This window comes from Tateyamaria sp. 7Alg 36 (assembly GCF_059882455.1).
Map to the genome: position 1 here is coordinate 3,301,380 of NZ_CM187613.1, position 26,522 is coordinate 3,327,901.

Below are 26,522 nucleotides of genomic sequence, written 5' to 3' on the forward strand. Positions count from 1 at the left end.
CGGTCATGGCCACGCATGCGCCCTTGGACGAAGTGATCACGCTGGACCAGCTGAACGTTGATCCGTTTCCCATCTACAAGCGGCTGCGCCGCGAGGCCCCTGTGCTGCGCGTCAAATCCGTTGGGCGCACGCTCCTGACCAAGGCGGCGGACACCAAATTCGTCAAGGACAACCCCGAGGTGTTCAGCTCGGACGATCCAAACACGCCGATGAAACGCGCCTTTCGCGCTCACACGTTGATGCGCAAGGACGGGGCCGAGCATCGGCGCGAACGCATGGCCATGGCCCCTGCCTTCGGGGCCAAGGTGATCCAGAATGAATGGATGCCGCGTTACGAACAGATCGCGCGCGACTATGTCGGGCGTCTGCCACGGGGCGAGGTTGTCGATCTGTTTAACGTCTTTTCCGGTGCCTACGCTGCGCGTGGTCTGGCCATCCTGCTGGGCATGGAAGAGGCGAGCGACGAGGATATGCTGGAATGGTCCCAAGCCCTGATCGAAGGGGCGGGGAACTTTGGCTGGCGGGATGAACCCTTTGCACGGTCGGATCGCGCCAATGACGCGATTGACGCGCTGTTGGATCGGCTTCAGGATCGCCACCGCAGCGATCCGAACCCGTCGGCGTTTTCGGTGATGCTGAATGCGGACGATCCAATCGAGATGTCGCAAATCTATTCCAACATCAAAATCGCCATCGGCGGCGGCATCAATGAACCGCGCGATGCGCTCAATACGATACTGTATGGTCTGCTGACCCATCCCGACCAGCTGGCCGAGGTGGTGCGCAATGACGATTGGGACAAGGCGTTCGAGGAAGGCGTGCGGTGGGTTGCACCGATTTCGGCCTCGTCCCGTCTGGTCACCGAAGATGTCGAAATCCGCGGCCACCTGATCCCCAAGGGCGACACGGTGATGACCATTCAGGCCAGTGCCAACCGTGACGAGGAACTGTTCGAGGATGGCGAGGCATTTCAGGTCTATCGCGACAAGAACCCCCACCAGTCATTCGGGAACGGCCCGCATTTCTGTCAGGGCACCCATGTGGCGCGCCGCGCCGTGGCCAAGGTGATGCTGCCCATCCTGTTTGATCGGTTCCCGCGCATGGAAATCCCCGACCGCGATGCCGTGATCTGGCGCGGCTTCGGATTTCGCGGCGCGGTGCAGATCCCTGTGTTGTTGAACTAGGCCGCTTAATTGATGGCGAACAGATCGACCCGCACGCTGACGGCCTGACGGCTGCCCGTGCCGACAAACAGCGTGCCGTTAACCCAGTCATAGCGCGCATCCCCCGTCTCCAACCGCGCATGGGTGCGCATGTAATAGCTGTCGGGGGCCACATCCTCGCCCAGTGCAAGGGCGGCAATTACGTCTGGCGGGCCGTGGCGGAAGCCGTAATTGACGATTTCAATCACCGCGCCGTCATGGGTTTCCATCGCATAGCGCGTGTCGAGTTCGGCAATGCCATTGTCAAAGATGGTCTGCCAGTCCGCCCCGACATTCAGGATGCGCCCCTGCAAGCGCGGCCCCGTCACCGTGCCGCCGATGATCGGGATGATCCGGCGACGCCCTGCACGCCCCGCGCCCATTTCCGTGATCGGGGCAAGGTCCACGGACAGGGTGCAAACATGGTCGAGCGTGGGGGCAATCATACGGTGTCTTTCGTCTGGTGTCGCGGGCGCGTGTGGGGCCGGTCGTTGATGCGATGCTGACAGATTGCGCAGGCGCTGACCACTGGGCGCGATACCATTTGTAATTCACTCAGCGCCATAGAGTGAGAACCGGCGCATCAGGCATGCCGCGACATCGCGGCAAGGGGTGCGCGTCGGCACTAGACACGCGCTGCCCAGCCGCTAGGTTCATGATCAAACATTGCCGCGCCATATGCAGGAGCAACCCCATGAACAAATTCGGAAAAAGCCAACCCGTCAGCCGCCGCGAAGATATCCGGTTTTTGACCGGCGAAGGCGGCTATGTGGATGATATTGCACCCGAAGGGGCGCTGCACTGCTTTGTGTTCCGCGCGCCTGTGGCCCATGCGACAATCACCACGCTGGATGTGGCGGACGCCAAGGACGCTGATGGGGTGCATGCGGTCTATACGCTGGCCGACCTTGAAGCGGCGGGCATGAATGTCGGGATGCAGGGCGCGACGATGAAAAACCGCGACGGGACGCAGGGCGCGGCCCCCGAACGCCCGATCCTTGCCCGTGACCGCCTGCGTTTCGTCGGTGAGCCGGTTGCCGTGATCGTGGCCGACACGTTGGAACAGGCCCGCGATGCGGCCGAGCTGATCGAACTGGATTACGACGAACTGCCTGCCAAGATGGATATCGCCGCAGGGGGGCAGCCGCTGCATGACGAAGCGCCCGACAATGTCGCCTATGACTGGCACATGGGCGATAAAGAGGCGACCGATGCGGCCTTTGATGCGGCGGCGCGTGTGGTGTCGCTGGACATCGGGGACAACCGGATCATCGTCAATTCGATGGAGCCACGCGGCTGTTTTGCCGAGATGGAAGGCGACCGCGTGCATGTGGCGATCAACGGGCAGGGGGTCTGGGGGCCGAAAGACCAGCTTGCCGCTGGCCTGAACATTCCTGCCGATGATATCCGCGTGACCAACCCCGACACAGGCGGCGGTTTCGGCATGAAGGGGATGATGTACCCCGAATATTTCGTGCTGGCCCATGCGGCGCGTGATCTGCGCCGCCCCGTGCGCTGGATGAGCGAACGCACCGAAGCGATGCTGAGCGACAATGCGGGGCGCGATCTGACCTCGCTGACCGAACTGGCCTTTGACGAAAACCACCGCATCACCGCCTATCGCGTGTTCAACGAGGCGAATATGGGGGCCTATAACTCGCAATTCGCCCAAGCCATCCAGACGCAGCTTTTCTCGCGCGTGCTGATGGGGGTCTATGATGTGCAGACGACCTATCTGCGCTCGGTCGGGTATTACACGAATACGACGCAAGTAGACGCATATCGCGGCGCGGGCCGCCCCGAGGCGATCTATATCCTTGAGCGGGCCATCGACCGTGCCGCGCGCGAATTGGGCGTCGACCCGATGGAATTGCGCCGCATCAACTTTATCAAGCCGGACCAGTTCCCGTACGACACGACCACCGGCGAAACCTATGACGTGGGCGATTTTGCCAAAGTGCTGGGACGCGCCGAGGTCGAGGCTGATGTCGCGGGCTTTGCGCAGCGCAAGCAGGCGGATGCGCAATGCGGGCTGCTGCGCGGCATGGGCACCTGTTACTATATCGAAAGTATTTTGGGTGACCCTGCGGAAACGACCAAAGTGGAATTCACCGACGAGGGCCGCGTGAACATCTATGTGGGCACCCAATCGAACGGGCAGGGGCATGAAACGGTCTATGCCCAGTTCCTGAGCGACCAGACCGGCATTCCCGCAGATAAGATCGACGTGATCCAAGGCGACAGCGACCGGATCAAACAAGGCGGTGGCACGGGCGGCTCACGGTCTGTCACGGTGCAGAACAACGCGACGCTGGCCACAGTCACTGCGTTGACAGATGCGTTCACAGCGTTTCTCGCGGACGAGATGGGCGTGCCCGCGTCCGAGATCAGCTTTGATGATGAACGCTTCCGCGCCGAAGGGTCGAACATGACGCCGACCGTTCTTGAGGTCGCGGATATGGCCCGCGAGAAGGGGCGCGAGGATTTGCTGGTGCATGAACGGCGCGTCACGCTGCCCGCGCGCAGCTTCCCCAACGGCTGCCACGTGGCCGAGGTGGTGATCGACCCCGAAACCGGCGTGACCACCTGTGACCGCTATACGGTGGTTGACGATTTCGGAAATCTTATCAATCCGATGCTGGCCGAAGGGCAGGTACATGGCGGCGTGGTGCAGGGCATCGGTCAGGCGCTGACCGAACATGTGCAATATGACGAAGACGGTCAGTTGCTGACCGCGACCTTCATGGACTACGCCCTGCCGCGCGCCGAGGATGTGCCGATGATCGGCTTTACCTCGGAACCCGTGCCCTCCACCGCGAATGTCATGGGGATGAAGGGCTGCGGCGAGGCTGGCACAGTTGGTGCATTGGCGGCGGTGGCGAATGCGGTGCAGGACGCACTGTGGGATCACGGTGTGCGGCAGGCGGACATGCCATTCACACCGATGAAAGTTTGGGAAATGTTGCAGGATGGCGCTATCGCGGCTGAATAGATCCATTGCCCGATGGTTGAAGGACCGGTTCGGGCGCGGCTCTGCAAAAATGGTCCCGCGCACGCGGGGCCCCACAACCCATGTCATCATCATTGACGGCACAATGTCCACGCTCGAACCGGGGGAAGAGACGAACGCGGGCCTGTTGGGCAAATTGCTGGGCGAGATGGGCAGCGAGGTGTCGCTGTACTACGAACCCGGTTTGCAATGGTCCGAGTGGCGGCGCGCGGGGGATGTGCTGTTCGGGCGCGGCATCAATCGCCAGATCCGGCGGGCCTATGGCTATCTTGCCTCTCGCTACCGTCCGGGGGACAAGATCTATCTGTTCGGCTATTCACGTGGGGCCTATGCGGTGCGCTCCCTTGCCGGTGTGGTGGACCATGTCGGCCTGCTGCGCGCCGAGGCCGCGACCGAGCGCAACATCCGTGATCTCTACCGCTTTTACGAGCGCAATCCCAAGAGCGAGGCGGCACAGGCCTTTGTGCGCAACAATTGTCACGAGTCGGTCGAGATCGAGATGATCGGCGCGTGGGACACGGTTAAATCACTGGGGCTGAATATGCCCTATCTGTGGCGGTTGAGCGCGCCGCGCCATGCGTTCCACAACCACCATCTGGGCAAATCGGTCAAACACGGCTTTCACGCGTTGGCCCGTAACGAAACGCGCCTCGCCTATGCGCCCGTGATGTGGGAGACGCCGCCGAATTGGGACGGGCATCTGGAACAGATGTGGTTTCGCGGCACGCACGGCGATGTGGGCGGCCATCTGAGCGGGTTCAACGAGGCGCGCCCTTTATCCAATATCCCGCTGGTGTGGATGCTGGAACAGGCGGAAAAATGCGGTCTGCCGCTGCCCGAAGGCTGGGCCAACCGGTTCGAACAGGATGCCACAGCCCCCTCGGTGGGCACGTTTCGCGGGTTCGGGCGCTGGTTCATCACCCGCGCACCGCGCAAGGTCGGCCTTGACCCGTCAGAACGTGTGCACCCGTCGGTCATCAGCGGGCCGGAGCGGGAGCCGTGGTCAAAACGGCTGTGGGGGCGGCGGGGCCGTGGGGCGGGCGCTCTTTGATCCGTGCCCTGCGGCACGATCAAACACGCCCCGCCCACCGTCCCTTTCTAGCGCAGTTTCATGATGATGCAGGTAGTCGAGCCGGTGGCGTAAAGCTTGCCATCCTCAACTCCGCGGATTTCGCCCGATGCAACGCCGGTCGAGCGGCCGGAATGATCCACCGTGGCGGTGCAGTCGATTGCCATGCCAAGGGGGATCGAACGGGTGATGTTGATCTTGTATTCGAGCGTTGTGTAGACCGAGCCGGCAGGCACTTTGGTCATCACCGCGCAGGCCATCGCACTGTCGAGCAATGTGCCGTACCAGCCACCATGCACCGTGCCCATCGGGTTGGTCACATGAAACTGTGGGGTGCCGCGGAAGGTGACCGTGCCGTCGCCGACATGGTGCAAACTGTAGCCCATGGTCTGTGCGATTGGCGGGCCGGGAACGGTGCCATCTATGATCCCTTGCATGAATTCCAGCCCCGACATGGCGAGAATGTCATCTTGGCTGGGCAGGTCAGACGGGGTTTGGGCGATGGGCATTGGCGTCTCCGGAATAGGGTTTGCGGCGACGCTATGGGAAGGTGGTCGATTGGTCTAGGGCTGTGGGCGGGGAAGGGGGGCAGCCCCCTTCGAGGCCTGCGGCCTCACCCCCGCAGTATTTGGGGCCAAAAGAAGTCGTGGCCTAGGCCGCGTTTGTGACCGAGACGGGCCGTGCCAGCCCTAGTGCGCGGCAGATTTTCAGCGTCAGGTCGGGACGGTTGAGCGTGTAAAAGTGCAGCGCGTCCACCCCTTCGTCGATCAGTGTGGCACAGAGGTCGGAGCAGTGGGTGAGCGCAAAAAGCTCGGCGCGGTCTTCGCGTTCGGCGCGGTCAAAGGCTGTGGCGGTGACCGGCGAGACGGGGGTGCCGCAGCGTTCGGCGAAGGATTTGGCCCGTTTCCAGTTGGCCACTGGCAGGATGCCCGGCGTGATCGGTTTGGTGATACCCGCCGCCGCGCAGGCATCGCGGAAGCGCAGGAAGCTTTCTGCTTCGAAGAAGAACTGCGTGATGGCTTCGGACGCGCCCGCGTCGAGCTTGGCTTTCAGCCAGTCGATGTTCTGGGCCATGGAGGCCGCGTCGGGGTGGGATTCGGGGTAGGCGCCGACGCGAATATTAAAGTTGCCAGTGTCAGCAAGTGCCTCGATTAGTTCGATGCTGTTGGCAAAGCCGTCCTTGTGGGCAGTGAACGTGGTGCCGTCACTCGGATCACCGCGCAGGGCGACCACATCGGTGATGCCGGATTTCTTGTATTTCGCTGCTGTTTGCAGCACTTCCGCGCGGCTTTGATCGGTGCAGGTCAGGTGGGCTGCCACGCGCAGGCCGGAAGTTTTACGCAGGGTTTGCGCCGCTTCCTGTGTGAGTTCGCGTGTCGAGCCGCCCGCGCCATAGGTGACAGAGACAAAGCGGGGGGCCAGAGGGGCGAGCGTGTTGACCGTGTCCCACAGGTGGAACGACGCATCCAGCGACTTTGGGGGGAAGGTCTCGAAAGACAAGGCGGTCATGTGGCGTGCTCCTATCGGGTTGCAGTGTTTATGCCTTGCCCTTTATGTTGAAGCAAATTCATAACATTCATCATCTACATGAGGCGCGTATGCATATCGAGTTTCGCCACCTGCGCACGATCAAGGCCATTCACGAGGCGGGCGGGCTGGCCCGTGCGGCGGAACGGTTGCATATCACGCAGTCGGCGCTGAGCCATCAGGTGAAGGGATTGGAGGATCAGGCGGGCGTCGAATTGTTCGTGCGCCGGTCCAAGCCGCTAAAGCTGTCAGCGGCGGGGATGCGGCTGTTGCGGCTGGCCGAGCAGGTCTTGCCCCAGATCGAGGCGTTGCAGGACGAGTTCGGCGCGCTGCGGGACGGATCGACCGGACGGTTGCACATTGCCATTGAATGCCACGCCTGTTTCGAGTGGCTGTTTCCGGTCCTTGAGCAGTTCCGCAAAAGCTGGCCGGACGTGGATGTTGATATCCGCCCCGGTCTGGCCTTTGATGCATTGCCTGCTTTAATGAAGGAAGAGGTCGATCTGGTCGTGTCGTCGGACCCCGAAGCCCTGCCGGGGATCGAGTTCGTGGAACTGTTCGACTATGCCCCTGTTTTTGTGGCCGCTTCGACGCATCCGCTGGCGCAGAAAGCCTATATCGAGGCGGAGGATTTTGCCGACCAGACGCTGATCACCTATCCGGTGGAGCATTCGCGGCTGGATGTGTTCAGCCAGTTGCTGATGCCCGCGCAGGTCGAGCCTGCAGCGGTGCGGCAGGCGGAGTTGACTGCGGTGATCCTGTTGTTGGTCGCGTCGAACCGTGGGGTGTCGGTGCTGCCCGATTGGGTGGTGCGCGAGGTGAAATATTCCAGCGATTACATCACCCGCCCGTTGACCAAGGCGGGGCTGACGCGGCGGCTTTATGCGGCGGTGCGCAGTGATGAACGCGACAAACCCTATATGAAGCGCCTGATTGAACTGGCGCGGATCGAGGCGCGCAAGTTGCAGAACCTGTAAGGGGTGGCGGGCCGCTATTTGCGGTGCAAATGCGCCCGCCCGCCAAACCGATGACCGTTCAGACCAGTTTCACGATCTGTTTGCCGACGTTTTTGCCTTCGAGCATGCCGATGAAGGCGGCGGGAGCATTTTCCAGACCTTCGGCGATGTCCTCGACCACAGCGAATTCACCGCTGGCGACTTTGGGGCCGATTTCCTTCAGGAATTCGCCGTAGCGGTCCCAGTGGTTGGAGATGATGAACCCTTCGACAGACAGGGATTTGACGAGGATTGATCGCCAAATCGCTGGACCGGTGATGCCGGACGTTGCCGCACCACCCAAGGCACCCGCGTTGTACCACGACACCATGCCGCACAGAGGGATACGGCCGTGCAGGTTCATGCAGGGCAGGACCGCCTCAAGCACCTTGCCGCCGACATTTTCGAAATAGATGTCGATCCCGTCTGGTGCAGCCTCTTTCAGTGCGGTGCGTATGGCGCTGGCGTCGTCATAGGCGCGGTGGTCAAGGCAGACGTCAAAGCCGAAGGTGTCGGTGGCCAGTTTGCATTTGTCCGCGCCGCCAGCGATGCCAACCGTGCGCAGGCCCAGCGATTTGGCCACCTGACCAACCATGGACCCGACTGGCCCAGTGGCCGCGGCGACGACCAAGGTTTCGCCTTTGACAGGACTGCCGTAGGCCATCAGCCCGTGCCAGCCGGTGAAACCGGGCATGCCGAGAACACCCAATGCTGCGGTAAGGGGGGCCTGTTCGGGGTCAAGCTTGCGCAGGCCTGCCGCGGGGGCCGCCGCGTGGGTCGCCCAGCCGAACATGCCGACAGCGAAGTCGCCCACATTCCAGCCATCCGCGTTCGAAGCGATGACCTCGCCCACGCCGCCGCCTTCCATGGTGCCACCGATCGCGACGGGTTCGGCATAGGATTCCGCATCGTCCATGCGTCCGCGCACATAGGGGTCAAGCGACATGTAGTGGACTTTGACAAGGGCCTCTCCGGCTGCGGGTTCGGGCATGGCCGCCGATTGCAGCGAGAAGTTTTCCTCTGTCGGCGCGCCGTCGGGACGGCTGGCGAGCGTGATCTTCTTAAACGTGTCGCTCATTGTGAACCCTTTCGGTTTGGGGAAGTTCATCAGCGTGGTCTAACTGCGCCCCCTTGGCAAGCAGATCAGGGGCGCGTATAGCCCGCCACTGATCCTTTTACCCCGGCTGGAGCTTTTGAAACATGCAAGGCAGTGCGAACCTGAACATCATGATGAAAGCCGCGCGCAAGGCGGGGCGGGCTTTGGCCAAGGATTTCCGCGAGGTTGAAAACCTTCAGGTGTCGATGAAAGGCGCGGGCGACTTTGTCTCCAAGGCCGACATTGCCGCCGAAGCCATCATCAAAGAAGAGCTGCGTAGCGCCCGTCCCACCTATGGCTGGTTGGCCGAAGAGGGTGGCGAAGAGGCCGGAGAAGACCCGACGCGCCGCTGGATCGTGGACCCGCTGGACGGGACGACAAACTTTTTGCACGGCTTGCCGCACTGGGCTGTGTCCATCGCACTGGAGCACAAAGGCCAAGTGGTTGCGGGCGTGATTTATGATCCGACCAAGGATGAACTGTTCTTTGCCGAAAAAGGGCAGGGCGCGTTCATGAATGACATGCGTTTGCGTGTATCGGGCCGTCACAAGATGATCGAAGGGCTGTTTTCGACCGGTTTGCCGTTCGGCGGTCGTTCCGATTTGCCCGAGACGCTGAAAGAGCTCGCGCGTTTGATGCCCACATGTGCCGGTGTGCGCCGGTTCGGTGCTGCGGCGCTGGACCTCGCCTATGTGGCGGCGGGCCGTTACGACGGGTTCTGGGAGCGTCGCCTGAACGCATGGGATATCGCAGCAGGGTCGTTGATCGTGCGCGAGGCCGGTGGTCTGGTCGAGCCGCTGGATCCGGCGGGCAACATCCTTGAAGACGGGACAATCATCTGCGCGAACGAGCCGATGTTCCCGCAACTGGCCAAAATCATCCGCGCCTAAGCGTTGCGATCTGACGGATGGTTCACGCCGTCCGTCCAAGGAATCGGCTCGTATTCTGCGGGATTGATCCCTTCCAATGTACCCATGTTCACGCCGATCCTGTCGGGGTTGGCGCGTTGGTTGTGGTACATGTAAATACCGCAAAGACGACAGAAATGGTGCCGCGCTGTTTTGCTGCCCCATTGATACAGGGTGAGATATTCGGCCCCTTTCAGCACGGTCAGGCCATCTTTCAGCGCGACGACGGCAGGGGCCGCACGGCGTCGGCAGAACGAACAATTGCACCGGTACGCGGTGTCGAGACCGTCCAGCAATGTGACCTCAAGAACAATCGCGCCGCAATGGCACTGCGCCCTCACCGCCGGACCTTGGGAACGCGCGAGCGGGTGTATTGCGCCTCGGGATGGGGCGGGTGGCCATCGGTGCGTTGCCAGAACCGTGTGCCGCCACGCCGCAGCCACAGTGGCAGGGTCAGCAATAGCCCCGCGGCAAAGCCGCCCGCATGTGCCCAATAGGCGACGCCGCCCGCCTCAAGGTCCGCGCCCAGACCGCCCACGAACTGCATCGCAAACCACACGGCCAGCATGATCCACGCGGGGATCGGAAAAACCCTGATAAACACGACCAGAAACAACAGGATATCGACGCGCGCCTTTGGAAAGAGCAGCAGATAACTGCCCATGACGCCCGCAATTGCGCCCGATGCCCCGACCGTCGGAATGCCGGAAGTGGGTGAGGATGCGACCTGTATCACCCCCGCTGCGATGCCAGCGACCATGTAGAATAACAGATAGGGGCCGTGGCCCATCTCGTCCTCGATATTGTCGCCAAAAATCCACAGGAACAGCATGTTACCTGCCAGATGCATCCAGCCGCCGTGCAAGAACATCGAACTGAACAGCGTGCCCAAACCTCCACCCGCCGTGATCCGTTCGGGGATGGCGGCATAGGTGAAAAAGAACGCGCCAATCGCACGGTTGTCATCAAGAATGCCGACATAGCTGAGGAACACGCCGATATTGGCGGCCATCAGGATATAGGTGACATATGGAATACGCCCGGACGGGTTGTGATCGCGAATTGGAAACATAGGCTCACAGTTGGGCGGCGTACCCCTAAGGTCAAGAGGCGGCGTTGGTTTCCCGCCTCGCTCTGCCCTGTTTCAGGTTTGGCGTAGGGGCCGGCGCCCCGACATTTTTACCGTCGAACTTGACGCAGCGGCGTGGCGGCGCAGTTTTAGGTCATGAGATCGCTTGTCCTTCTTGCCCTTTTGTCTGCCCCTGCATGGGCCGACCCCTGTCCGCCCGCACCCGATCATCGGGCGGCGCTGTCCAATTTGATTGTTGAAATCAACGAAGCCAAAACCGAGGCCGCCGCTCAAGCCATCTCTGCGCAAATGTGGGAATTGTGGCTGGACGCACCGGACGCTGCGGCGCAGGAGTTGTTGGACAAGGGTATGCGACAGCGCGGCAATTTCGATCTCTTTGGCGCGGCGCAAAGCTTTGACCGTCTTGTCGAATACTGCCCCGATTTCGCGGAGGGTTATAATCAGCGCGCGTTTACGTCCTTTCTAGCCGGTGATTTTGCCGCTGCGTTATTGGATCTAGATCAAGCGCTCGCGCGGTCGCCGGACCATGTCGGCGCGCAGTCGGGAAGGGCGCTGACATTGATGAACCTCGGGCGGCGGGGTGAGGCGCGGGCGCAAATGCTGGCAGCTGTGAAGAACAATCCGTGGCTGTCCGAACGCTCATTGTTGGCTGTTGGTGCCCCACTTGGCCCCATCGGCAAGGATATCTGACGCGCAGGCTTGAGGTGCCTCGCCCGATTGCCTAACAAGGCAGAATGCGGGCGTGATGGAATGGTAGACATACCAGACTTAAAATCTGTTGGGCCTTGTGCCCGTGTGGGTTCGAGTCCCACCGCCCGCACCAAGAACTCCTATATTCGCATGGCTAATAAGGGCATTGCCGTGTCTGTCTTTCCCCATTGGATGTAGATCGTTCACCGCACTTAGGCGTGTCCCAGCAGGGGGGCATCGCGCTGTCGCTAGTGAACAAAGCGGTCTTGCTTCGCCCCATGTATGGGCGCCCAATGCTTTCAATATTTTTAATCCACCCAAAGCTCCGTGTGCCAGACGCTGCCGCGCTGCCTGTCTGTCGCGATTAATCGTCCGGTAAGACCATTCGCATAGGTACTGCCCAACAGAACATCGCAGCGGCCTGAGTGACCGGTCCAACGAATAGGTGAATTATGAAGAATTCTGTGTCCGGCACGTTGATGGGGTCGAATTTCAACACCGTGCTTTTGAAAATCTCCCTGTTCGCAGGTCTGATGACACTCGCCGTTGTGGTGTCAATCGAAGCGTTCGAGCGGGCCGAAATGGCGGAAAGGATGCAGGAAACGGTTGAGGGGCGCGCAGAATATGTGACCGAGACGCTGGCCCGCCAAATTGAACTGTCGGGGAATGATGTCGGCGCGCCTGAAACAGCTGAACTGATGCTGGAATCACTCGCCTCGTCCAAGCCGTCTTTGACCAATGCGGCGCTGTATGATTCGTCGGGCACCGTGATCTTCACAAACGGCGACGGTCGCGGTAGCGACGTTGCGCTTGAACTGGTGAACGAGGCGTTGGCGACCGGAACTCCCGCCATGTCGCCTGACAAGATGACACTCGCCTATCCGATTCGTACGGGGCAGCAGGGTGCGTCCAATGGGGTCGTGGTGACGCATTGGGAACCGCATGCCGATGGCGCGCATGGCCACTATGGCACCGCGCTTGTTGTGGGAGGGGTGGTTTTTCTACTCGCCCTGTCGGGGATCAGCACATTTGTCTGGCTCGCCGTTTCTCGCCCCCTGTCGCGCATCGGAACGTCGATGAAGAACATCTCGGGCGAGGATTTCGAGACGGGGGTGCCATATTGCGAGCGCGGCGATGAAATCGGTGCCATTGCTTTGCACCTTGAAAAGTTCAGGGGGCGCTTGCAATGCGCCAAAGCCCAACAGCGGAACGCTGCCTTGAAAAGTGCCGCATTTGTCGAAAGTTCTGCCCCGATGATGATGGTTGATGAAGAGTTGAAAACAACTTTTGTAAATCCGGCCTGCGTCGCCCTGCTGAACGATCTGATGCCCGATCTGGAACAGATCTGGCCGAGCGCCGTTTCTGGGGACTGGATCGGACTTGATGTCAGCGAAATATCACAGGTGGCGACGGCGGCAGCGCTGGCCAAAGGTGCGCAAGGGGATGGCGCAGGCCAGACAACCACTCTTCGGGTCGGCGATAGGCACCTTTCTATCGGGATCAATGCGGTGCGCGACGGCGGGCCTGACGCAATCGGCGCCGTGATCGAGTGGGATGACACCACCATCGCACAACGCAACGCCGCGATCATCAGGGGGATCGACAACACCCAAGCGCGTTTGGACTTTGCCCCTGATGGGACATGTTTGAGCATCAATGCAGTTGCCGCTGCGATGTTGGATCTGGATCCTGAAGATATATCTTCGGTTACTGTATTGGGGCTGATTTCGCAGGACCAAAAGGACAACCGTTTGCCAGTCGAACTGGTCGGTGAAGTGCTGGCCGGTCAGTCTGTGCATGGCAAGATTACGCTGTCTGGGCGTGCTGGAGCTGCTTTCGTTCTTGATGGTGGTTTCTTTACTGTCAAATCCTCCGGCGGAAGCGTGGAGCGGATTCTAATGCTCGGCACGGACGTGACCGAGAGTGAGGCTGAGAAGACACGCATTCTGGCGGAAAAGCAGCGGATCAGCGAAGAACAGACCGAGATCGTGACCGCATTGGCCGAAGGATTGAAGCGACTTTCGGCAGGGGATCTGACCCACGAACTGACGCAAGCATTCCCGCACGAATATGAAGAACTGCGCAACAACTTCAATGTCGCGGTCAAGTCACTGCGCGAGGCGGTTTCGACCGTCACCCATAATGTTGAGACCATCCGCAGCGAGACGTCCGAGATCACGACCGCAGCCGACGACCTGTCCCGCCGGACGGAGCGGCAAGCGGCAACGCTGGAGGAAACCGCGGCGGCGCTAGATGAGTTAACGTCTTCTGTTCGCTCCGCAGCGGATGGTGCAAACGCGGCGAGCCGCATGTCTGCCGACGCGCAATCTAATGCAGAGCAAGGTGGCGAAGTGGCGGGGCGCGCCATTCAGGCCATGGACGGGATCAAGACGTCATCGCAGGAAATCTCGAAAATCACATCCGTAATCGATGACATCGCGTTCCAGACCAATTTACTCGCGCTCAATGCGGGGGTTGAGGCGGCACGCGCGGGCGAGGCGGGACGAGGATTTGCTGTGGTTGCGACGGAAGTGCGGGCCTTGGCGCAGCGGTCATCCGATGCGGCGCGCGAGATCAACGCGCTGATCTCGAACAGTGCCGAGCAGGTTGAACAGGGCGTCGACCTTGTCGACCGAACTGGTGCGGCACTGTCCGCGATCGTTACATCGGTTGCAGAAATCTCCAGCCGGATTGCAGAAATTGCAACCTCGGCACGCGAGCAGTCGGCAGGATTGAATGAGATCAACATCGCGGTAAACGAGTTGGATCATGTCACCCAGCAGAATGCAGCCATGTTCGAGGAAACGACGGCGGCAAGTCATGCCCTGACCAGCGAGGCGGATTCGCTTGCGAACGCGGTGGCGAAGTTTCGGCTAGGGGCCAGTCACGGAAACGCGCCGCGAATGGGGGTGGCTGCACCTGTGCATGTTGCACAACGCGCCCCGCAGGCGATGCCAGCAGTTGTCGGAAACACAGCTTTAAAAGTTGAAGAGAATGCGGAGCCGATTGCGACAGGGTGGGAAGAGTTCTGAAGTCGCGAGGTCGGTCGCATCGCAATTGAGAAGAGAGCGCAGAAGGATAATATTTAAGCGGCTCTTGTGGGCAGAACGAGGACAAAGCGGGGTGTGAAAGCGCACTATGTCTTGCGGGCGGAATGTGGGGCCCCTTGAATAGAGGCTTCGACGGTATACCGGACGCCGTAATGGAGCCTGACTTCGCGCAATCACCAGCAGCGCCGACTTCGGGGTTCACTCCACAATCAAGCCATGGCTTGCCCATCGGGATGAGGGCAAAGGCAGTTATGAGCAAACGTGGTCGAGTGTAGTTGGCGCAGCGAAGGCAAAGACCTTGCAACGAAGACCATCCAAAAATCCGCCAAAGACAAGGCAACACCAGATTAAAGGTTGGTCTTCAAACCCTACCGAGGCCTGCGGAAGCTCAGCGAGAAAGGCTTGAAAACTGAGGGATAACGGCAGGATAACCCTATTGGCGGATACCTGCGAACCGTTCCTGCCATTCCTCGCGCGCGTCATCCGTGATCTTGCTGAACAGGTTGTCCGGCACTTCGAAGACGTGGCCAGCGGCAAGCTGGTTCAGCGCATCCGCACAGCCTTCGGGCCACGCGACGGACTCCAGTTTCATTGCCGCTTGCATGGCCGCTGCCGCCTCGGGGATGAAGGGCGAAGACAGGACGGAGTAGAGCGCGATCAGGTTCAGGCCCATGCGGATTTGCATCGCGGCTTGTGCCTCGTCTTCTTTGATCGTTACCCATGGCGCTGCTGACTGGAGGTATTCGTTGCCCGCCACCCAGATCGCACGCAGTTCTTGCGCGGATTTGCGCACTTCCATCGCCTCCAGCATCGCGGCGTATTTGGTGATCCGCGCATCAAGATCGGCGATCAACGCCTCTTCGCGCGCGCCATAGGGGGCGCCTTCGGGAACCGCCTCGCCGAATTTCGAGCGGCAGAATTTGGTGACGCGGCTGACAAAATTGCCCAGCACATCGGCGAGGTCTTTGTTCACGCCTTGCTGGAACAGTTCCCACGTGAATTCGGAATCCGAGGTTTCTGGGCAATTCGACAACAACCACCAGCGCCAGTAGTCGGCGGGCAGGATATCCAGCGCTTGGTCCATGAAGACACCGCGCCCTTGGCTGGTGGAGAACTGGCCGCCGTCATAGTTCAGGTAGTTGAAGGACTTGAGGTGGTCGACCATCTTCCACGGCTCGCCTGATCCGAGGATCGTGGCCGGAAAGCTGAGCGTGTGAAATGGTACGTTGTCCTTGCCCATGAACTGGGTATAGCGCACGTCGTCCGCGCCCTTGTCGGTCCGCCACCAGCGTTCCCAATCGGCGTCGCCGTTGGCATCAGCCCATTCGCTGGCGCAGGCGATATATTCGATGGGGGCGTCGAACCAGACATAGAAAACCTTGCCTTCCATGCCGGGCCATTCGGCGTCGCCACGGCGCACCGGAATGCCCCAATCAAGGTCACGGGTGATTCCGCGGTCTTGCAAGCCGTCGCCGTCATGCAGCCATTTCTTGGCAATCGACGTGGTCAGAACAGGCCAGTCGGTCTTGGAATCGATCCACGCGTCCAGATCGCCCTTCAGTTCGGACTGACGCAGATACAGGTGTTTGGTCTCGCGGACCTCTAGATCGGTAGAACCGGAAATGGCCGAGCGGGGTTCGATCAGGTCCGTCGGGTCAAGCTGCTTGGTGCAGTTTTCGCACTGGTCGCCACGCGCCTTGTCATATCCGCAATTGGGGCAGGTGCCCTCGATATAGCGGTCGGGCAGGTAGCGTCCGTCGGCATTGGAATAGACCTGCTTTTCCTCGACTTCGCGGATCAGGCCCGCATCGGCCAGACGCCCTGCAAAATGCTGGGTCAACGCGTGGTTCTGCGGCGAAGATGAGCGTCCGAAATGGTCAAAGGACAGCCCGAAGCGCGTCGCGATATCTGCCTGAACTGCATGCATTTCCGCGCAATACTCGGCCACAGGTTTGCCTGCCTTGGCGGCGGCAAGTTCGGCGGGTGTGCCGTGTTCGTCCGTGGCGCACAGGAACAGAACCTCGTTGCCGCGTACCCGTTGGTAGCGCGCATAAAGATCGGCGGGCAATTGGCTGCCGATCAGGTTGCCGAGGTGTTTGATCCCGTTGATGTAGGGAATTGCCGACGTGATCAGGTGACGCTGCATGTATTGGGCCTTTGCATGTGGTGCGTCCGTTTAACAGCGCGACGCGGCAGGGAAAAGCCCCGTGCGTACCCGCCTAGTCCTGATCGCGGCTGCGACCCATCAAACGACCGATCAGGAACGAGGTGCGCGGCGCATAAACATAGCGCGTGCGCGTGGACGGCGCGGCGCGGCTGCGCATCCGCAGCAGGCCGAAAACGATCAGAACCCCGTGCCCGACCGAGATCATGGCAAACAGGGCGGACGGGCCAAAGGCGTCGATCAGCGCCGACGCGGTAAAGGGCGCGGCGATGGCCCCCACGGCGAAGTAGAACATGAGCGCGGCGGATAGCTCGACCCGTTCCGAGCCGTCGGCAAAGTCGTGGGCATGCGCGGCGGCCACGGAATAGATCGGAAAGGTGGTCAGCCCGAACAGCCCAGCGGTCAGCATGATGCCTGCCGTGCCAAGTCCGCTGGCCATGACGGTGATGGCGCAACTGGCGATGGCGGCGGCAGACAGCCAGATCAGAACCCAGCGGCGGTCATATTTATCGGCCAGCCAGCCCACCGGATATTGCGCAAGCGCCCCGCCCAGCACGAAAGAGCCGAGGAACCATGCGATTTGCGACACACTTAGCCCGACCTCTTGGCCATAGATTGGGCCGACCATGCGGAAGGATGCGCTCGACAGCGCAGCGACGATAACGCCCGCCGCTGCGAGGGGCGAACGTTCAAACGCCAGGCGCGGGCGCAGCCGAGGTGAGGAGGGCGTTTCGGGTTGCTGCGCCGTGGTCAGGGTGACGGGCAACAGGGCGATGCAGCACAGGATGGCCAGCAGGTTGTAGCTGACATAACTCGCAGGCTCCAACACGCTGATCACCAGTTGCGCGGCCAGCGATGCGCCCATGTCGACAACCCTGTAGGTGCCCATGGCGCGCCCGCGCGTTTCATTCGTGACCGTGGACTGCAACCACGCCTCAATGATCGTATAGCAGCCCGCGACGCACATGCCCGATGCAATCCGCATCACCGCCCATGCCAGCGGGTCAAGGATCAGCATATGGGCGATCAGGGCGATGGCCCCGCTGGCGGTAAAGGCGGCAAAGGCGCGCGCGTGGCCGACGCTGCCCATCAGGCGCGGGGCCCACCAGCATCCGATGAAAAAGCCAAGGAAATGCGCCGAGCCAAGGATACCGATGTCTTGTGTGCTGAACCCCAGTGCAAAGCCCGACAACGCATCCAGCGGCCCCAAAGAGCCCGAGCTGAGTTGCAAAAGCACGACCGACAGAAACAGGGCGGCAAAGGAGATGAGCATGCGCATGCGGTGCACATTGACCCAGAAGTTCGGCCAACCCCAGAGGGTTTCGCGCCTGCGCGCGCTTTTTTACGCCGGCGCTTCGATCTGTGCGCGGATGGCGATGGCGACCGGATGGGCGACAAGCTCGGCATAGCCTGTGGCGCCAAAATCGCGCCGGTCGATGGTGCCGGTGAGCACCACGTTCAGCGTGCGGACATCGCTGCGCAGACTGCCTTGGGCGCGGTATAGTTGTGCATCAAAGGCAACGGGGCGGGTGACCCCGCGCAAGGTCAGCATACCTTGCAGGACCGCCCCGTCCGACAGGCGGCCGTTCTGGTTCAGGATGACATTGGTGGACCGGAACCGTGCCAGCGGGAAATCTCGTGCGGCCAGCACGGCGGGCGATTTCATCGCCTCGGTGGCAAAGATCAGGCCGGTGCGCGCCCGCCTTAGGTCGGCGGTAACGTCTGCGGTCGCCGTGCTTAGGTTGTTCGGATCAATGTCCAGATCGGCGCGGGCGATTGGCACCGTGCCTGTGACCACCCCGCCATTCATCTGAAATGTATAGGAAATTGTCGCGCCGCCTGACCCCAGCCGATAGGGGCGTGGCGCGGCATGGGCACGCGTGGCAAGTGCCGCAAGGGCGCACAGGATCAGGCTTCGACGCTGCATTTTCTGGCCTCAATATGTTCGAGGCGTTGATCCGCACGGGTGCGGTCACACCTTCATTTTGAGGAGAGGATAGCACAGCAACTGCCTTGCGTCTGCCTTTTCGGGCCGACTAGGCGGCTTTGATCCGATGCGCGATCCTCGGCAGCGGCTCGCCCTTCTGGCGGGTCACGCGCCATGCCTGCTGGGGCGCGGTGCGCGCCCTGAGGCGGCTTAGTACCCATGCCATCGCGTCATCCTTGTGATCGGGGGCCAGATGCCAGCGGCTTTCCACCCCCTGCGCGCCGCCCATTCCAGGGGTCAGCAATAGGCCCAGTGGCGCGGTACCTTGGGTCTTTCCTCCGCTTTCGGCGGCCAGATGCATCCGGCGTACAGGGGTCAGCGCGGGCAATCCCGGCAGGTCGGCCACAGCAAGGGGCGCAACGCCGGACCGCAGCACTTCCTCCATGCTCCACAAGATATCTTCGGCCCGTTTGGGCTGCACCAGAATCAGGCGCGCAGGGTCGATGAATGGCATCATCCCGCAGGGGTTCAGGCGGTCCGGCGTCCAGTCCGGCGCGATCCAGATCACCGGTCCCGTGGTCTGCGCCGCAAGCCACAGCGCAAAGCGGTGGCGTGCAGGGCCGCATGCCTCGTGCACCCGCCCAAGGGCCAGCCCGTGGCCCAGCCCGTGCCGCTCGCCCTCGGGGAGGACCGACAGACATGGGGTGCCGCGGATCGGGCCGCGCTGTAAAAGAGGGTGGGACAGGGACATGGCCCTATCATGCATGTTCTGCAAATGTTCTCAATCCGGATATGCTGGGGCAGCGCATAAAAACCGCTTGCCCGTATCCGCCCGACCGCTAGGGTCTGCACCAAATTCGGCGTGGAAAGGACATAGCATGCAGCGACGCAAACTGGGACGGACAAATATCGAGGTGTCGGCGCTTTGCCTTGGCTCGATGACATGGGGCACCCAGAACGACGCCGAAGAGGGCCACGCCCAGATCGACCGCGCACTGGAAGCGGGGATTGATTTCGTCGACACCGCCGAGATGTATCCGGTGAACCCGATTTCGAAAGAGACAATCGGACGTACCGAGCGCATCATCGGGCTGTGGTTCGAACGGGGGGGCGCGCGTTCCGACATGGTGCTGGCCACCAAACATTCCGGCGCGGGCATGCAGCACGCACGCAATGGCGCGCCAATCAGCGCCGAAACCATCCCCGAGGCGATCGAGGGATCGCTGCGCCGCTTGCAGACGGATTACATCGACCTCTACCAGTTCCACTGGCCCAATCGCGGCAGCTATATGTTCCGCAAGAACTGGACCTTTGACCCCACCGGCGTTGATCCGGTGCAGGAACGCCAGAACATGGAAGACTGCCTTGGCGCGCTGCAACGCGAGGTCGAGAAGGGCACGATCCGCGCCTTTGGTCTGTCGAACGAGAGCGCGTGGGGCACGGGCCAGTGGCTGGCTGCCGCCGAAGCGACAGGTGGGCCGCGCGTGGCCACGGTGCAAAACGAATATTCGCTGCTCTGCCGTCTCTATGATACCGACATGGCCGAAGTGAGCGTATACGAAGACGTTGGTTTGCTTGCCTTTTCTCCGCTGGCGACCGGCCTCTTGACCGGCAAGTATCAGGGCGGTGCGGTGCCTGAAGGGTCGCGCATGTCGCTGAACGACGATCTGGGCGGGCGCAAAACGGACCGCGTGTTTGCGGCGGTGGATGCCTACCTCGACATTGCCAAGCGTCACGATCTGGACCCGTCGCAGATGGCGATTGCGTGGTGCATGACGCGGCCTTTCATGTGCTCGGTCATCTTTGGCGCGACGCGGATGGACCAGTTGGAAACGGCCATCGGCGCGGCGGACATCACGCTGAGCGACGAGGTCATGGACGAGATCACCGCCGCCCATCGCGCCCACCCGATGCCGTACTAAACGCGGCAAAGGGCGCGCCAAGGCGCTGGAAACAAAGGCTTTGTGCGGCCAAGACGCCGCGCAGGGCCACAGTGTCGGCACAGAGGTCCGGCGCTTGTCTGCACCCTTGAAAGGACTTTGCCGATGCCCCTCTCTATGAACCGCGACGTTTTCATCACCTGTGCCGTGACAGGGTCGGGCGGCACGCAGGATCGCAGCCCCCATGTGCCGCGCAGTCCGGCGCAGATTGCAGACAGCGCCATCGCGGCGGCAAAGGCGGGGGCGGCGATTGTGCATTGCCATGTGCGCGACCCCGATACCGGCGCGCCAAGCCGGAAACTCGCGTATTATCGGGAGGTTACTGACCGTATCCGCGACGCGGATGTGGATGTGGTGTTGAACCTGACGGCAGGCATGGGGGGGGACATGGTCTTTGGTGACCCTGAAACCCCGCTGCCCTTGCAACAGGACGGGACCGACATGATCGGGGCGACGGCGCGCGTGGCCCATGTGGCCGAGTGCCTGCCCGAGATTTGCACGCTGGATTGCGGCACCATGAACTTTGCCGAGGCCGATTACGTGATGACTAACACGCCGGGAATGTTGACGGCGATGGGGTCGCTGATGACCGCGCTGGGCGTGAAACCCGAGATCGAGGCCTTCGATACGGGGCATTTATGGTATGCAAAACAACTGGTTAAGGACGGCGTGCTGGACGCGCCCGCGCTGGTGCAGCTGTGTATGGGCGTGCCGTGGGGTGCGCCGGACGACCTTAATACCTTCATGGCGATGGTGAATAATGTGCCGGATGACTGGACCTTTTCCGCCTTTGCGTTGGGCCGCAACCAGATGGCCTATGTCGCGGCGGCGGTGCTGGCGGGGGGCAATGTGCGCGTCGGGCTTGAGGATAATCTGTGGCTGGGCAAGGGCGAGTTGGCGCAGAACTGGCAACTGGTCGAACGGGCGGGCAGCATCATCGAAAATATGGGCGCGCGGGTGATTGGCGCGGCGGAAGTGCGCGAAAGACTCGGGCTGGTCAAACGGGCGCCGAAATCGTGAAAATGGCGATGCACAGAGCGTGCACAACCTGTGCACAGGCTGTGCACCGTTTTGGTGCATTCACGCTGATCGCATTTGCGCTGCTGCTGTCGGCCTGTACCGACGACGCGCCGCGTGGCAATGACCCGTCTCTGATCCGCAACCCGACCGTGCCGATCGGTGCGATCCTGCGGTTCGATCCGGTGAAGTTCGATGGCAACTGGGTGGTCTATACCAGTGCGGGCGGCGCGTGGGATCTTGTCGGCTTTTCCGTGTCGGGCGCGAGTACGCGGTGGGAAGAACAGGGCGGCACCGCGAGCCTGACCCGACGGGCGACGGGGATTTTGCAGATGACCTATGCCGACGGGGCGCAGCGAGATCTGTGGGTGCTGTGGACCGATCCGGACCACCATACGGTGGCGATTGGCAATCCCGAGGGCGACTTTGGGTTCATTGCCACCCGCGAGGGGCGGTTCCGGACCGATCAGGTGCGGGCGGCGGCGCAGGTTCTGGATTTCAACGGCTATCGCACAGCGGACTGGACGATGAGGACACGATGAAGACAGCAGCTATCATTGGCGGCGGGGTGATCGGTGGCGGCTGGGCAGCGCGGTTCCTGCTGAACGGCTGGGACGTGCGGGTCTGCGACCCTGATCCCGAGGCGGAGGCGAAACTGGCCCCCGTACTGGCCCAAGCGCGGCGTGCCTTGCCGAGCCTTACGGATGTGGCCCTGCCGCCGGAGGGTCAGTTGACGTTCCACACCGACATGGCCGAGGCGGTGCACGGCGCGGACTGGATACAGGAAAGCGTGCCGGAGCGGTTGGAGGTCAAACACGCGGTGCTGGCCGCGATACAGGCGGCGTGCCCCGGCGATGCGATCATCGGTTCCTCCACCAGCGGCTTCAAACCATCACAATTGCAGGAAGGCGCGGCGCGGCCAGCGCAGATCATGGTCTGCCACCCGTTCAACCCCGTCTATCTGATGCCGCTGATCGAGGTGGTGCCGTCGCCGCAGACCGACGCGGCGCTGGTCGACAAGGCCGAAAGCATCCTGCGCAGTCTGGGCCACTATCCGCTGCGCGTGCGCAAAGAGATCGACGCCCATATCGCGGACCGTTTCCTTGAGGCGGTCTGGCGCGAGGCGCTGTGGCTGGTCAAGGACGGCGTCGCCACCACCGAAGAGATCGACGAGGCGATCCGCATGGGCTTTGGCATCCGCTGGGCGCAGATGGGCCTGTTCGACACCTATCGCACCGCAGGGGGCGAGGCGGGGATGCGGCATTTCATGGCGCAGTTCGGCCCTGCTTTGCAGTGGCCGTGGACGAAGCTGATGGATGTGCCGGAGTTCACGGACGAGTTGGTGGACCTGATCGCGGGCCAGTCCGATGCGCAATCGGGCCATATGAGCATTGCCGAGATGCTGCGTGCGCGCGACGACAATCTGGTGGGCATGATGCGCGCCCTCAAGGCCAATGACTGGGGCGCGGGCGCGGTGATGAACGCGCACGAGGCGCAGTTGCGCGCGGGCACGGTTCTGGCCGCCCACGCCGATGACCTGAGCGATGTGTCGGCCCCGATCCTGACGGTGCGTCGTGCCGTACCGCTCGATTGGACCGACTATAACGGGCATATGAACGAGGCGCGGTATTTGCAGGCCTTTGGCGATGCGACGGACCGGTTCATGGCGCTGATCGGGTGCGATGCGGACTATATCGCGACGGGGGGCAGCTTTTTCACCGCCGAGACGCATATCCGCCATGTGGACGAGGTGCATGCGGGCGCGGTGATCGAAGTGCGCACGCAGGTATTGGCAGCAGCGGGCAAGAAGATGCACCTGTTCCACGAGATGGTCGAGGGGGACCGCGTGCTGGCGACAGGGGAGCATTTCCTGCTGCATGTCAGTCTGGACACCCGCCGCCCGAGCGATCCTTCGCCAGAGATCACCGCCGCCCTGCAACGGATCGCGGCGGCGCATGGCGCGCTGCCACGGCCCGAGGGCGCAGGGCGCAGCGTCGGTCAGCGTCCGTGACCAAGGGCGGCACCCTGCACGCGGCGCGCCCGTGATCCTGTGGATTCCCATCACGCTGGCAGCGGCGTTTTTCCAAACGCTGCGGTTCATGCTGCAACGGCAGTTGTCACTTGGCACATTGACGGCGGGGGGCGCGACGCTGGCGCGGTTCCTGTATTCCGCGCCTTTGGTGGCGGTTCTGATGGCGCTGTATATGTATGGCACCGGACAATCCCTGCCGCATTTCAGCCTTGGATTCTGGGGCTTTGGCGCCTTGGGTGGGCTGGCGCAAATCCTTGCCACGGTGGCCACGGTGCGGCTGTTTCAGGCGCGCAATTTCGCCGTCGGGATCGCGTTCAAGAAGACCGAGGTGATGCAGGCCGTTTTGGTCGGCTGGGTCTTGCTGGGCGATGCGGTCAGCGGTTGGGGATTTGCCGCGATTGGCGTGGGATTGCTGGGGGTTTTACTGCTTTCGGCACCGCCGGAACTGGCGCGGTTCGGGCTGCGCGATATGGCGAACCGAGCGGTCGGGCTGGGCCTTGGGTCGGGCTTGCTGTTTGCGGTTTCGGGGGTCTGTTACCGCGGGGCGTCCCTGTCGCTGGGGATGGAGGATCCGCTGGCGCGGGCGGGGCTGACCCTGTCGATGGTCACGATGATGCAGACGGTGGCGATGGTGCTGTGGCTGCGCTGGCGCGATCCGGGGCAGGTGGGGGCCGTGTGGCGTGCGCGTAAGGTGGCGATCTGGGTCGGGCTGATGTCGATGGCGGGGTCGTTTTGCTGGTTCACTGCCTTCACCTTGCAGAACGCGGCCTATGTGAACGCGGTCGGGCAGGTGGAGCTGGTGTTCAGCGCGCTCGCCTCGGTCATTGTGTTTCGTGATCGGGTGTCGCTGCGCGAGTGGGTCGGGATGGCGGTATTGCTCGCCTCAATCATCCTGCTGATCGTGGTGATCTGAGCGGGCGCGGCGTTCAGTCGGGCATTTCGGTGCCGCGCAGGCGCAAGAACAGGCTTTGTTCGTCGTCGTTGCGGAAATAGGGCACGCTGTCGGGGGGCGCGCGGTCTTCGATCCGTGCGGCGACTTCGCTCAGGACCACTTCGGTGATGAAGGGCATGTCGAAATTGCGCACCTCGTCCAGCGCCACCCATTGCAGGTAGGACAGTTCGTCGGAGGCCTTGGAAAAGTCGTCGATGTCAGAGGCGAGGTCGTCGGCGTCGATCAGGAAGAACCGCGCATCAAAGCGCCGTGGCCGTCCGGGCGGGGTGAGGGCGCGGAACACGAATTGCAGCGGATCGGCATGGGGCAGGTGGCCCGTGGCGGCAAAGTCCTGCCAGTCGGGCGGCGCGCTGTCCCATGTGCCTGCAGTGCCGAGCACTTGGCCGGTTTCCTCGAACAACTCGCGGATAGCGGCAGCGGCAAGGGCGTTGGCCAGACCGTTTGGCGCGTTGTCATCCAGTCGGGTGTCGTTGGGCGCGGCCAGCGGGGTGCCAAGCGGGATCTTGTGATCGTCGGGGTCGACCGCACCGCCGGGAAAGACGAATTTGTTGGGCATGAACACCGCCCGTGCGCCGCGCTGCCCCATCAGGATGCGCGGACGCGTGGCGCGGTCGCGCACGGCGATGACCGTACTCGCGTTGCGGATCGCGCTTTTGTCGATAGGTGTCGGGGCGGGTCGTGTCATGGAAATGGGCCAGTGCCTGAAAGCGGCGTTATGTCGGGTCAGGCTGACCCTAGGCCGATTGACCGCCTTGGGCAAACCCGCCCATGCCACGGGCCCATTGGAATCCGACAATCGCCCCCTTCAGACGCGGCAGCAGGTAGAGCGAGAGGCCCACACAGCCCACGGCAAAGATGGTGAACAGCACCAGAGGTTCGGGCCGCCATGCGACAAAAACAACGTGCAACAGCGGGGCCATCAGGTGCCCGACCACGAGGATGGTCAGATAGGCGGGACCGTCATCGGCGCGGTGGTGCGAATAGTCGAGCTTGCATACAGCGCAATCGTCCTCGACCTTGAGATAGCCCTTGAGGACGCGGCCCTGACCACAGCGCGGGCACTTGCCCCGCCAGCCGCGAAACAGGGCTGTGCGCACGGGGCGCGCGTCGGCGGTGGCATTGCTGGTGTGATCGGCGGTTTGGTCGTTTTGCACGGGACATACTTTCGTTGGCTAAACCCAAGATGGCGATGCTTGGCCGCTGATGGAATGGGGCAATGGCAAATTGCGTCCCAATGTCGCGCAAAACTTTTTTGAACTTTTTTCGACGGAAGGGGCGACGGCTTGCGTTTGATGGGTATGGCGCGGTTGGAAACGCTGGCCCGCCTTGAGGTAAAAACGGAGTATAACCAAATGAAACGTACCACATTTATCGCCGCGATCGCTTCTGCTGCTATTGGGCTGACCACGGTATCTGCCATGGCGCGTGAGAAGGGCCCCGACTTTGCGGCGCTGGACGCGGATGGCAACGGCGAGATCACTCTGGTTGAAATGCAGGCTGCTGGCGATGCGCGCTTTGCCGCTGTCGACACTGACGGCGACGGTTTCCTGACACAGGAAGAACTGGAAGCGGCGGGCAAGAAACGCTCGGCCGAGCGCGCGGAACGTATGCTGAAGCATATGGACGAGAACGAGGATGGCAAACTCTCCAAAGACGAGATGAAGCCGAAAAAGCGCACGCCCGAGAAGTTCTTTGACCGCGTCGACACCGACAAGAGCGGTGGCATCTCGAAAGCCGAGTTCGACGAGGCACGCGCCAAGATGAAAGAGCGTCACGGCAAGAAAGGCCACGGCAAGCGCCACGGCGACACGCCCAAAGACGACCAATAAGAACAATCCCGTCCTGCCCCTTGT

25 protein-coding genes and 1 tRNA gene are annotated in these 26,522 nt (G+C 61.9%); 14 read left to right on the plus strand and 12 right to left on the minus strand.

Annotated features, from left to right (window positions below):
- The first annotated feature begins 5 nt into the window (after positions 1–5).
- Positions 6–1,184: a cytochrome P450 gene (locus AC6GQJ_RS16075; protein WP_500770074.1), complete on the plus strand. Its 1,179-nt coding sequence runs from the start codon at positions 6–8 to the stop codon at positions 1,182–1,184.
- Positions 1,185–1,189: 5 nt separating this feature from the next.
- Here the strand turns inward: AC6GQJ_RS16075 and AC6GQJ_RS16080 are convergent, their stop codons facing one another.
- Positions 1,190–1,648: a DUF3237 domain-containing protein gene (locus AC6GQJ_RS16080; RefSeq protein WP_500770076.1), complete on the minus strand. Its 459-nt coding sequence runs from the start codon at positions 1,646–1,648 to the stop codon at positions 1,190–1,192.
- A gap of 248 nt (positions 1,649–1,896) precedes the next feature.
- Here AC6GQJ_RS16080 and AC6GQJ_RS16085 point away from each other — a divergent pair, with 248 nt between their 5' ends.
- Both AC6GQJ_RS16085 and AC6GQJ_RS16090 read left to right on the plus strand, forming a co-directional pair.
- Positions 1,897–4,194, plus strand: coding sequence for a xanthine dehydrogenase family protein molybdopterin-binding subunit (locus AC6GQJ_RS16085; RefSeq protein WP_500770078.1), 2,298 nt, complete (start codon positions 1,897–1,899; stop codon positions 4,192–4,194).
- Entirely contained in the window at positions 4,172–5,263 is a 1,092-nt protein-coding gene (locus AC6GQJ_RS16090; protein WP_500770080.1) for a T6SS phospholipase effector Tle1-like catalytic domain-containing protein, read from the plus strand. Before AC6GQJ_RS16085 ends, AC6GQJ_RS16090 begins: the two co-directional genes overlap by 23 nt.
- Positions 5,264–5,310: 47 nt before the next feature.
- On the opposite strand, the gene AC6GQJ_RS16095 is transcribed toward AC6GQJ_RS16090, so the two are convergent.
- Together AC6GQJ_RS16095 and AC6GQJ_RS16100 are read right to left on the minus strand one after the other, a co-directional pair.
- Positions 5,311–5,790: a PaaI family thioesterase gene (locus AC6GQJ_RS16095; RefSeq protein WP_500770082.1), complete on the minus strand. Its 480-nt coding sequence runs from the start codon at positions 5,788–5,790 to the stop codon at positions 5,311–5,313.
- Between the two features lie 142 nt (positions 5,791–5,932).
- Positions 5,933–6,790 carry a methylenetetrahydrofolate reductase gene (locus AC6GQJ_RS16100; RefSeq protein WP_500770084.1) on the minus strand — a complete coding sequence of 286 codons (858 nt, stop codon included), beginning with the start codon at positions 6,788–6,790 and terminating at the stop codon, positions 5,933–5,935.
- Between the two features lie 89 nt (positions 6,791–6,879).
- Between AC6GQJ_RS16100 and AC6GQJ_RS16105 the strand changes: the two genes are divergently transcribed.
- Positions 6,880–7,785: a LysR family transcriptional regulator gene (locus AC6GQJ_RS16105; RefSeq protein WP_500770086.1), complete on the plus strand. Its 906-nt coding sequence runs from the start codon at positions 6,880–6,882 to the stop codon at positions 7,783–7,785.
- Between the two features lie 58 nt (positions 7,786–7,843).
- Here the strand turns inward: AC6GQJ_RS16105 and AC6GQJ_RS16110 are convergent, their stop codons facing one another.
- Positions 7,844–8,881, minus strand: a complete 1,038-nt coding sequence (locus AC6GQJ_RS16110; RefSeq protein WP_500770088.1) for an NADP-dependent oxidoreductase — start codon at positions 8,879–8,881, stop codon at positions 7,844–7,846.
- A gap of 122 nt (positions 8,882–9,003) precedes the next feature.
- Between AC6GQJ_RS16110 and AC6GQJ_RS16115 the strand changes: the two genes are divergently transcribed.
- A complete protein-coding gene (locus AC6GQJ_RS16115) occupies positions 9,004–9,789 on the plus strand; it encodes an inositol monophosphatase family protein (RefSeq protein WP_500770090.1) in 786 nt (261 codons plus the stop codon).
- Here the strand turns inward: AC6GQJ_RS16115 and AC6GQJ_RS16120 are convergent.
- Positions 9,786–10,148: a GFA family protein gene (locus tag AC6GQJ_RS16120; protein WP_500770092.1), complete on the minus strand. Its 363-nt coding sequence runs from the start codon at positions 10,146–10,148 to the stop codon at positions 9,786–9,788. The genes AC6GQJ_RS16115 and AC6GQJ_RS16120 overlap by 4 nt on opposite strands.
- Positions 10,145–10,879, minus strand: coding sequence for a rhomboid family intramembrane serine protease (locus AC6GQJ_RS16125; RefSeq protein WP_500770094.1), 735 nt, complete (start codon positions 10,877–10,879; stop codon positions 10,145–10,147). The genes AC6GQJ_RS16120 and AC6GQJ_RS16125 overlap by 4 nt, the downstream gene beginning before the upstream one ends.
- Positions 10,880–11,032: 153 nt before the next feature.
- Between AC6GQJ_RS16125 and AC6GQJ_RS16130 the strand changes: the two genes are divergently transcribed.
- From AC6GQJ_RS16130 to AC6GQJ_RS16140, 3 genes are all read left to right on the plus strand, one after another.
- Positions 11,033–11,587: a tetratricopeptide repeat protein gene (locus tag AC6GQJ_RS16130; protein WP_500770096.1), complete on the plus strand. Its 555-nt coding sequence runs from the start codon at positions 11,033–11,035 to the stop codon at positions 11,585–11,587.
- Positions 11,588–11,633: 46 nt separating this feature from the next.
- Positions 11,634–11,720: transfer RNA gene (locus AC6GQJ_RS16135), tRNA-Leu, on the plus strand.
- 319 nt (positions 11,721–12,039) lie between these two features.
- A complete protein-coding gene (locus AC6GQJ_RS16140) occupies positions 12,040–14,619 on the plus strand; it encodes a methyl-accepting chemotaxis protein (RefSeq protein WP_500770098.1) in 2,580 nt (859 codons plus the stop codon).
- Positions 14,620–15,070: 451 nt separating this feature from the next.
- Here AC6GQJ_RS16140 and metG read toward each other — a convergent pair whose 3' ends face one another.
- From metG to AC6GQJ_RS16160, 4 genes are all read right to left on the minus strand, one after another.
- Positions 15,071–16,783 (minus strand): methionine--tRNA ligase, encoded by a 1,713-nt coding sequence (gene metG, locus AC6GQJ_RS16145; protein ID WP_500770100.1) that lies wholly within the window; start codon positions 16,781–16,783, stop codon positions 15,071–15,073.
- 73 nt (positions 16,784–16,856) lie between these two features.
- Positions 16,857–18,080, minus strand: coding sequence for an MFS transporter (locus tag AC6GQJ_RS16150; RefSeq protein ID WP_500770102.1), 1,224 nt, complete (start codon positions 18,078–18,080; stop codon positions 16,857–16,859).
- A 63-nt stretch (positions 18,081–18,143) separates the two neighbouring features.
- Positions 18,144–18,728, minus strand: a complete 585-nt coding sequence (locus tag AC6GQJ_RS16155; RefSeq protein WP_500770104.1) for a YceI family protein — start codon at positions 18,726–18,728, stop codon at positions 18,144–18,146.
- 109 nt (positions 18,729–18,837) lie between these two features.
- The gene (locus AC6GQJ_RS16160; RefSeq protein ID WP_500770106.1) at positions 18,838–19,479 is read right to left on the minus strand and encodes an ImuA family protein; all 642 of its coding nucleotides are present in this window, start codon (positions 19,477–19,479) and stop codon (positions 18,838–18,840) included.
- 127 nt (positions 19,480–19,606) lie between these two features.
- On the opposite strand from AC6GQJ_RS16160, the gene AC6GQJ_RS16165 reads away from it, so the two are divergent.
- The 5 genes from AC6GQJ_RS16165 (at position 19,607) to AC6GQJ_RS16185 (ending at position 24,630) form a co-directional block, all read left to right on the plus strand.
- Positions 19,607–20,650 carry an aldo/keto reductase gene (locus tag AC6GQJ_RS16165; protein WP_500770109.1) on the plus strand — a complete coding sequence of 348 codons (1,044 nt, stop codon included), beginning with the start codon at positions 19,607–19,609 and terminating at the stop codon, positions 20,648–20,650.
- 123 nt (positions 20,651–20,773) lie between these two features.
- The gene (bcoG, locus tag AC6GQJ_RS16170) at positions 20,774–21,688 is read left to right on the plus strand and encodes a 3-dehydrocarnitine:acetyl-CoA trimethylamine transferase BcoG (RefSeq protein WP_500770111.1); all 915 of its coding nucleotides are present in this window, start codon (positions 20,774–20,776) and stop codon (positions 21,686–21,688) included.
- Positions 21,689–21,696: 8 nt separating this feature from the next.
- Positions 21,697–22,227, plus strand: a complete 531-nt coding sequence (locus AC6GQJ_RS16175) for a lipocalin family protein (RefSeq protein WP_500770113.1) — start codon at positions 21,697–21,699, stop codon at positions 22,225–22,227.
- Positions 22,224–23,696: a carnitine 3-dehydrogenase gene (locus AC6GQJ_RS16180; RefSeq protein ID WP_500770115.1), complete on the plus strand. Its 1,473-nt coding sequence runs from the start codon at positions 22,224–22,226 to the stop codon at positions 23,694–23,696. The genes AC6GQJ_RS16175 and AC6GQJ_RS16180 overlap by 4 nt, the downstream gene beginning before the upstream one ends.
- A gap of 31 nt (positions 23,697–23,727) precedes the next feature.
- On the plus strand, positions 23,728–24,630 hold the full coding sequence (locus tag AC6GQJ_RS16185) for an EamA family transporter (protein WP_500773959.1): 903 nt from the start codon (positions 23,728–23,730) through the stop codon (positions 24,628–24,630).
- Between the two features lie 13 nt (positions 24,631–24,643).
- On the opposite strand, the gene AC6GQJ_RS16190 is transcribed toward AC6GQJ_RS16185, so the two are convergent.
- Both AC6GQJ_RS16190 and AC6GQJ_RS16195 read right to left on the minus strand, forming a co-directional pair.
- Positions 24,644–25,354: an NUDIX hydrolase gene (locus AC6GQJ_RS16190; protein ID WP_500770117.1), complete on the minus strand. Its 711-nt coding sequence runs from the start codon at positions 25,352–25,354 to the stop codon at positions 24,644–24,646.
- A 49-nt stretch (positions 25,355–25,403) separates the two neighbouring features.
- The gene (locus tag AC6GQJ_RS16195; RefSeq protein WP_500770118.1) at positions 25,404–25,823 is read right to left on the minus strand and encodes a DUF983 domain-containing protein; all 420 of its coding nucleotides are present in this window, start codon (positions 25,821–25,823) and stop codon (positions 25,404–25,406) included.
- Positions 25,824–26,021: 198 nt separating this feature from the next.
- Here AC6GQJ_RS16195 and AC6GQJ_RS16200 point away from each other — a divergent pair, with 198 nt between their 5' ends.
- Entirely contained in the window at positions 26,022–26,498 is a 477-nt protein-coding gene (locus tag AC6GQJ_RS16200; protein ID WP_500770120.1) for an EF-hand domain-containing protein, read from the plus strand.
- Positions 26,499–26,522: the final 24 nt, after the last annotated feature.

Bases quoted from the DNA above. Each gene is read 5' to 3' on its own strand.
- AC6GQJ_RS16130 (WP_500770096.1), top strand. From the start codon at position 11,033: ATGAGATCGCTTGTCCTTCTTGCCCTTTTGTCTGCCCCTGCATGGGCC.
- AC6GQJ_RS16085 (WP_500770078.1), top strand. From the start codon at position 1,897: ATGAACAAATTCGGAAAAAGCCAACCCGTCAGCCGCCGCGAAGATATC.
- AC6GQJ_RS16140 (WP_500770098.1), top strand. From the start codon at position 12,040: ATGAAGAATTCTGTGTCCGGCACGTTGATGGGGTCGAATTTCAACACC.
- AC6GQJ_RS16150 (WP_500770102.1), bottom strand. From the start codon at position 18,080: ATGCGCATGCTCATCTCCTTTGCCGCCCTGTTTCTGTCGGTCGTGCTT.
- AC6GQJ_RS16100 (WP_500770084.1), bottom strand. From the start codon at position 6,790: ATGACCGCCTTGTCTTTCGAGACCTTCCCCCCAAAGTCGCTGGATGCG.
- AC6GQJ_RS16180 (WP_500770115.1), top strand. From the start codon at position 22,224: ATGAAGACAGCAGCTATCATTGGCGGCGGGGTGATCGGTGGCGGCTGG.
- bcoG (WP_500770111.1), top strand. From the start codon at position 20,774: ATGCCCCTCTCTATGAACCGCGACGTTTTCATCACCTGTGCCGTGACA.
- AC6GQJ_RS16175 (WP_500770113.1), top strand. From the start codon at position 21,697: ATGCACAGAGCGTGCACAACCTGTGCACAGGCTGTGCACCGTTTTGGT.
- AC6GQJ_RS16125 (WP_500770094.1), bottom strand. From the start codon at position 10,879: ATGTTTCCAATTCGCGATCACAACCCGTCCGGGCGTATTCCATATGTC.
- AC6GQJ_RS16080 (WP_500770076.1), bottom strand. From the start codon at position 1,648: ATGATTGCCCCCACGCTCGACCATGTTTGCACCCTGTCCGTGGACCTT.
- AC6GQJ_RS16075 (WP_500770074.1), top strand. From the start codon at position 6: ATGGCCACGCATGCGCCCTTGGACGAAGTGATCACGCTGGACCAGCTG.
- AC6GQJ_RS16110 (WP_500770088.1), bottom strand. From the start codon at position 8,881: ATGAGCGACACGTTTAAGAAGATCACGCTCGCCAGCCGTCCCGACGGC.
- AC6GQJ_RS16165 (WP_500770109.1), top strand. From the start codon at position 19,607: ATGCAGCGACGCAAACTGGGACGGACAAATATCGAGGTGTCGGCGCTT.
- AC6GQJ_RS16160 (WP_500770106.1), bottom strand. From the start codon at position 19,479: ATGTCCCTGTCCCACCCTCTTTTACAGCGCGGCCCGATCCGCGGCACC.
- AC6GQJ_RS16115 (WP_500770090.1), top strand. From the start codon at position 9,004: ATGCAAGGCAGTGCGAACCTGAACATCATGATGAAAGCCGCGCGCAAG.
- metG (WP_500770100.1), bottom strand. From the start codon at position 16,783: ATGCAGCGTCACCTGATCACGTCGGCAATTCCCTACATCAACGGGATC.
- AC6GQJ_RS16200 (WP_500770120.1), top strand. From the start codon at position 26,022: ATGAAACGTACCACATTTATCGCCGCGATCGCTTCTGCTGCTATTGGG.
- AC6GQJ_RS16105 (WP_500770086.1), top strand. From the start codon at position 6,880: ATGCATATCGAGTTTCGCCACCTGCGCACGATCAAGGCCATTCACGAG.
- AC6GQJ_RS16155 (WP_500770104.1), bottom strand. From the start codon at position 18,728: ATGCAGCGTCGAAGCCTGATCCTGTGCGCCCTTGCGGCACTTGCCACG.
- AC6GQJ_RS16090 (WP_500770080.1), top strand. From the start codon at position 4,172: ATGGCGCTATCGCGGCTGAATAGATCCATTGCCCGATGGTTGAAGGAC.
- AC6GQJ_RS16190 (WP_500770117.1), bottom strand. From the start codon at position 25,354: ATGACACGACCCGCCCCGACACCTATCGACAAAAGCGCGATCCGCAAC.
- AC6GQJ_RS16095 (WP_500770082.1), bottom strand. From the start codon at position 5,790: ATGCCCATCGCCCAAACCCCGTCTGACCTGCCCAGCCAAGATGACATT.